This is a genomic window from Kitasatospora sp. NPDC047058, from assembly GCF_040643935.1.
GTDB lineage: Bacteria > Actinomycetota > Actinomycetes > Streptomycetales > Streptomycetaceae > Kitasatospora.
The window spans coordinates 1-5,639 of the sequence record NZ_JBEYVJ010000415.1 but is presented as its reverse complement, the minus strand read 5'-3'; the positions used below and the strand labels follow the sequence as shown (position 1 = coordinate 5,639).

3 protein-coding genes are annotated in these 5,639 nt (G+C 76.4%); all 3 read left to right on the top strand.

Annotated elements, in window-relative coordinates; all coding sequences use genetic code 11:
- A partial coding sequence (locus ABZ885_RS34280) for a non-ribosomal peptide synthetase (protein WP_360197580.1) occupies positions 1 to 1,629 on the top strand: 1,629 nt, incomplete at its 5' end.
- A complete protein-coding gene (glyA, locus tag ABZ885_RS34275) occupies positions 1,626 to 2,978 on the top strand; it encodes a serine hydroxymethyltransferase (RefSeq protein WP_360197577.1) in 1,353 nt (450 codons plus the stop codon). The genes ABZ885_RS34280 and glyA, both read left to right, overlap by 4 nt.
- A gap of 26 nt (positions 2,979 to 3,004) precedes the next feature.
- A partial coding sequence (locus ABZ885_RS34270) for an amino acid adenylation domain-containing protein (protein WP_360197575.1) occupies positions 3,005 to 5,639 on the top strand: 2,635 nt, incomplete at its 3' end.

The window sequence follows — 5,639 nt, the reverse complement described above, 5'->3', positions numbered from 1 at the left end:
GCGGCGCCGCCGGTGGTCCTCACCGAGCGCGCCCTGGCCGGCCTGCTGCCCGCGGGCGACGCCGCGCTGCTGGAGGTGGAGGACGCCGGGCAGTGGCCCGCCGCCCGCCGGCGCCCGGCCGGGCCGGCCCCGGACGACCTGGCGTACGTCATCTACACCTCGGGCTCGACCGGCGCGCCCAAGGGCATCGCCGTCCCGCACCGCGGCGCCGTCAACAACCTGCTGGACCTCAACGACACCTACGGTGTGGGGCCGGGCGACCGGGTGCTCGGCCTCTCCTCCCCCAGCTTCGACATGTTCGTCTACGAGACGCTCGGCATCCTGGCGGCCGGCGGCGCGGTCGTCATGCCGCACCCGGACCGGGCCCGCGACCCGCACCACTGGGTGGACCTGGTGCGCCGTCACCGGGTGACGGTGTGGAACTCGGCCCCCGCGCTCGCCGACGCCTTCGTGCGGGCCGGGGAGGAGCGCAACGTCCGGCTGCCGAAGCTCCGGGTCGCGTTCTTCGGCGGCGACTGGATCCCCGTCCCGCTGCCCGGCCGGTTCCGCCGGCTGGCACCGGGGCTGGCCTTCATCGCGCTCGGCGGCGCCACCGAGGCGTCCGTCCACTCGATCACCTACCCGGTCGGCGAGGTCGACCCGGCGTGGACCAGCATCCCGTACGGCCGGCCGATGGTGAACCAGCAGGCCGTGGTGCTGACCCCGGCCCTGGAACCGGCCCCGGTCGGCGTCCCGGGCGAACTCTGCCTGGCCGGCACCGGGTTGACCCGCGGCTACCTCGGCCGTCCGGGCCTGACCGCGGACCGCTACCGCCCGCACCCGGGCGCCGGCACCGGCCCGGCGCCGGCCGGCGCGCGGCTGTACCGCACCGGCGACCTGGCCCGCACCCGCGCCGACGGGGTGATCGAGCTGATCGGCCGGCTGGACCACCAGGTCAAGCTGCGCGGCCTGCGGATCGAGCTCGGCGAGATCGAGTCGGTGCTGCGCCGGCACCCCGGGGTCGACCGGGCCGTGGTCGCGGCCCGCGGCAGCGGGGACGAGCGACGGCTGATCGGCTACCTGGTACCGGTCCCGGACGGCGCTGCCGCCCCGGCCGCCGCCGAGCTGCGCGCCCTGCTCAGGGCCGAGCTGCCCGAGTACATGGTCCCGGCGGTCTTCGTGACGCTGGACGCGCTGCCGCTGTCCCCCAACGGCAAGGTCGACCGCGCCGCCCTGCCGGAGCCCGACGCCGCCGCCGACCGGGCCGCCGCCGCGTACGTCGCCCCCCGCGACGACACCGAGCTGGTACTGGCCGCGCTCTGGGCCGAACTGCTGGAGGTCGACCGGGTCGGCGCCGGGGACGACTTCTTCGCCCTCGGCGGGCACTCGCTGCTCGCCACCCGGCTCGCCTCGGCGGTGCTGGAGACCTTCGGCGTCGAGCTGCCGCTGCGCGAGCTGTTCGAGGCGCCCACCCTCGCCGAGCAGGCGCAGCGGCTGGCCGCCCGGGGGCGCGCGGCGGGCACCGACGTCGCGGCGGTGGCCGGGATCGCCGCCGCACTGCTGGAGATGACCGACGAGGAGGCCCACGGACTGCTCGCTCAGCACGACGAGCACCGGGGCCATCAGGAGCACGAGGAGAGCCGCGCATGACCACCACCACGAGCACCGGCGTCCTGGCCGCGTACGCCGGCCTCGGCGCACACCGCCTGGCCGCCGCGGACCCGCTGCTGGCCGACCTGCTGGAGCGCGAACACGCCCGGCAGAACGAGACCCTGGCCATGGTGGCCGCCTCCAGCAGCGCCGACCCCTCGGTCCTGGCCTGCGCCGGCGCGTCCATCTCCAACGTCACCACCGAGGGCTACCCGGGCGCCCGCTACCACGCGGGCTGCGAGCTGGTCGACGAGGTCGAGCGGCTGGCGGTGGAGCGGGCCCGCGCCCTGTTCGGCGCCCGGTACGCCAACGTGCAGCCGCACTCGGGCAGCACCGCCAACCAGATCGTGCTGTGCACCCTGATGAAGCCGGGCGACACCCTGCTCGGCATGGAGCTCAGTGCGGGCGGTCACCTGACCCACGGCTCGCCGGCCTCGGTCTCGGGGCGGTTCTTCCACGCGGTCGGCTACGGCACCGACGCCGACGGCCTGCTGGACTACGAGCAGGTCGCCGAACTGGCCCGGCTGCACCGGCCCAAGGTGATCGTCTGCGGCGCCAGCGCCTACCCGCGCACGGTGGACTTCGCCCGGTTCCGGCGGATCGCCGACGAGGTCGGCGCCTTCCTGCTCGCCGACATCTCGCACATCGCCGGCCTGGTCGCGGCCGGCCTGCACCCGAGCCCGGTGGACCACGCGCACGCCACCACCACCAGCACCTACAAGCAGCTCTACGGCCCGCGCGGCGGCCTGATCCTGCTGGGCCGGGACGCCGACGTGCGGCTGCCCGGCAGCCGGCGGACCCTCGCCCAGGCGATCGCGCACGGCACCTTCCCGTTCCTCCAGGGCACCCCCGACCTGGGCGCGGTGGCCGCCAAGGCGCGCGCCTTCGACCTCGCCGCCCGGCCGGAGTTCACCGCCCTGGCGCAGCGGGTGGTGTCCGGCGCCCGGGAGCTGGCGGAGGCCTTCGCCGGCCTCGGCCACACCCTGGTCACCGGCGGCACCGACAACCACATGGTGCTGGTGGACGTCGGCCGGCGCGGCCTGACCGGCGCGATCGCCGAGAGCGCGCTGGCCGACTGCGGGATCGTGGTCAATCGCAACCGGATCCCGGGCGACCCGCACGGCCCGCGGGTCACCAGCGGCGTCCGCTTCGGCACCAACACCCTCGCGCTGCGCGGCATGGGCCCGGCCGAGCTGCGCCGCTGCGCCGCCCTGGTCGACCGGGTGCTCACCGCCGTGGTGCCGCACGGCGAGGCCGCGTTCGTCCTCGACCCGGCCGTCCGCTCCGAGGTGCGCGGCGAAGTCGCCCGGCTCTGCCGGGAGTTCCCGCTGCCGCACCACACCCCCTGACCCCTCCGACCGCCCCGGGACCACCCATGAGCCAGTCACCCCAGCGCGCCGCGCTCTCCTCCGACAAGCGCCGCCTGCTCGCCCAGCTGCTCCGGCAGCAGGGCCTCGCCCGCACCGACGCCGCCGGCCTGATCGCCCCCCGCCCCGAGGGCGCCCGGCTGCCGCTCTCCTTCGCCCAGCAACGGCTGTGGTTCGTCGAGCAGTTCGCCGGCCCGAGCCCGCTCTACAGCATCGCCTGCACCGTCCGGCTGACCGGCCGGCTGGACGCCACCGCGCTGGAGCGGGCGCTGGGCCGGGTGGTGGAGCGGCACGAGGCGCTGCGCACCACCTTCCACGCCGAGGACGGCCGGCCCGAGCAGATCGTGCACTCCCGGACCGAGGTCGCACTGCCGCTCACCGACCTGTCCGCACTCGCCCCCGACGCCCGGGAGGCCGAGCTCGCCTCGCTGACCGAACAGGAGAGCCGCCGCCCCTTCGACCTGGGCACCGGGCCGCTGCTGCGCGGCCGGCTGGTCCGGCTCGCCGACGAGGAGCACCTGCTGGTGCTCGCCGTGCACCACATCGTGGCGGACGGCTGGTCGCTGGACATCCTGGTCCGCGAACTGGCCCACCACTACCGGCCCGGCGGCAACGGGCTGCCCGAGGCGCCCGAACTGCCCGAACTCCCGGTGCAGTACGCCGACTTCGCGCTCTGGCAGCACCAGCGGGTGTCGGGCGAGACGCTGGACGCCCAACTGGCGCACTGGCGCGGCCGGCTGGCCGGCGCGCCGAGCGCCGTGGACCTGCCCACCGACCGGCCGCGCACCGCCCGGCAGGGCTTCGCCGGCGCCTGCTTCCCGTGGCGGCTGGAGGGCGACCTCGCCACCCGGCTCACCGCGCTGGCCCGCGAGCACGACGCCACCCTCTACATGGCACTGCTGGCCGGCTTCACCGCGGTGGCGCAGCGCTGGAGCGGGCAGGACGACCTGGTCGTCGGCTCACCGGTGGCCAACCGCAACCACCCGCAGACCGAGGGCCTGATCGGCTTCTTCGTCAACATGCTGCCGCTGCGCACCGACCTGTCCGGCAACCCGACGTTCCGCGAACTGCTGGGCCGCGTCCGGGAGTCCGCGCTGGCCGCGTACGCCCACCAGGACGTGCCGTTCGAGCGGATCGTCGAGGAGGTCCGCCCGGACCGCGACGCCGGCGGGCGCACCCCGTTCGCCAACCTGCTGCTGGTCCTGCAGAACACCCCGGAGACCAGGATCGAGCTGCCCGGGCTGCGGATGGACGTGGCCGCGGTGGACACCGGCACCGCCAAGTTCGACCTGCACCTCCAGGTCACCGAGACGCCGGAGGGCCTGACCGGCCTGGCCGACTACAGCACCGAGCTGTTCGAGGAGCGCACGGTGCGCCGGTTCGTCGACCAGTGGCTGCACCTGCTGGCGGCCGCGGTCGCCACCCCGGACACCCGGCTGGACGCGCTGCCGCTGCTGGGCGCGGCCGAGCGGAACGCCGAGCTGGCGGCCGGCGCCGCCCGGGGCACCGCCGCGCCGCGGGCGCGCAGCCTGCCGGCCGCGTTCGCCGAGCAGGTCCGGCTGCGGCCCGGGGCGGTCGCCGTCACCTGCGGTGCGGAGCGCCTGAGCTACGCCGAGCTGGACCGCCGCTCGGACGCGCTGGCCCGGCGGCTGCGCGAGCTGGGGGTGGGCCCGGAGGACCGGGTGGCGATCTGCGTCGAGCCCTCGGTGCGGCTGGTCACCGGCATCCTGGGCATCCTGAAGAGCGGCGGCGCCTACGTCCCGCTCGACCCCCGCCACCCGGCCGACCGGCTGGCCTACACCCTGGCCGACTCCGGCGCGGTCGCCCTGGTCGCCGACCCGGAGCACGCCGGACTCGTCGACGACGTACCGGTGTTGACGGTGGACCAGCCGACGGCCGGGCAGCCGGGTGCCGGGCAGCCGCTGGAGCCGGCCCCGCTCGGCCCGGACCACCTCGCGTACGTGATCTACACCTCCGGCACCACCGGCCGCCCCAAGGGCGCGCTGCTCACCCACGCCAATGTGCTGCGGCTCTTCGAGGCGGCCGCCGCGGACGTGCCGTTCGGCCCGGACGACGTCTGGTCGCTGTACCACTCGGCCGCGTTCGACTTCTCGGTCTGGGAGATCTGGGGTGCGCTGCTGCACGGCGGCCGGATCGCGGTGGTGCCGCAGGAGGCCCGGCGCAGCCCCGCCGCGTTCCACGCACTGGTGCGCGCCGAGGGCGTCACGGTGCTCAGCCAGACGCCCACCGCCTTCCGCCAGTTCGCCGACGCCGAGGCTGTTGCGGCGGAGGCCGGCACGGCGCACCCTCCGCTCGCGCTGCGGCACGTGGTGTTCGGCGGCGAGGCCCTGGAGCCGGGCGCGCTGCGCGCCTGGGCCGCCCGGCACCCCGACGGCCCGCGGCTGGTCAACATGTACGGGATCACCGAGACCACCGTGCACGTCACCGCGCACCCGCTCGGCCCGGACGACCTGGCCGCCCCCGGCAGTGTGATCGGCCGTCCGCTGGCCGACCTGGCGGTGCACCTGCTCGACCGGCGCGGCGAGCCCGTGCCACCCGGGGTGCCCGGCGAGCTGTGCGTCGGCGGGCCGGGCCTGGCCCGCGGCTATCTGGGCCGCCCGGGGCTGACCGCCGAGCGCTTCG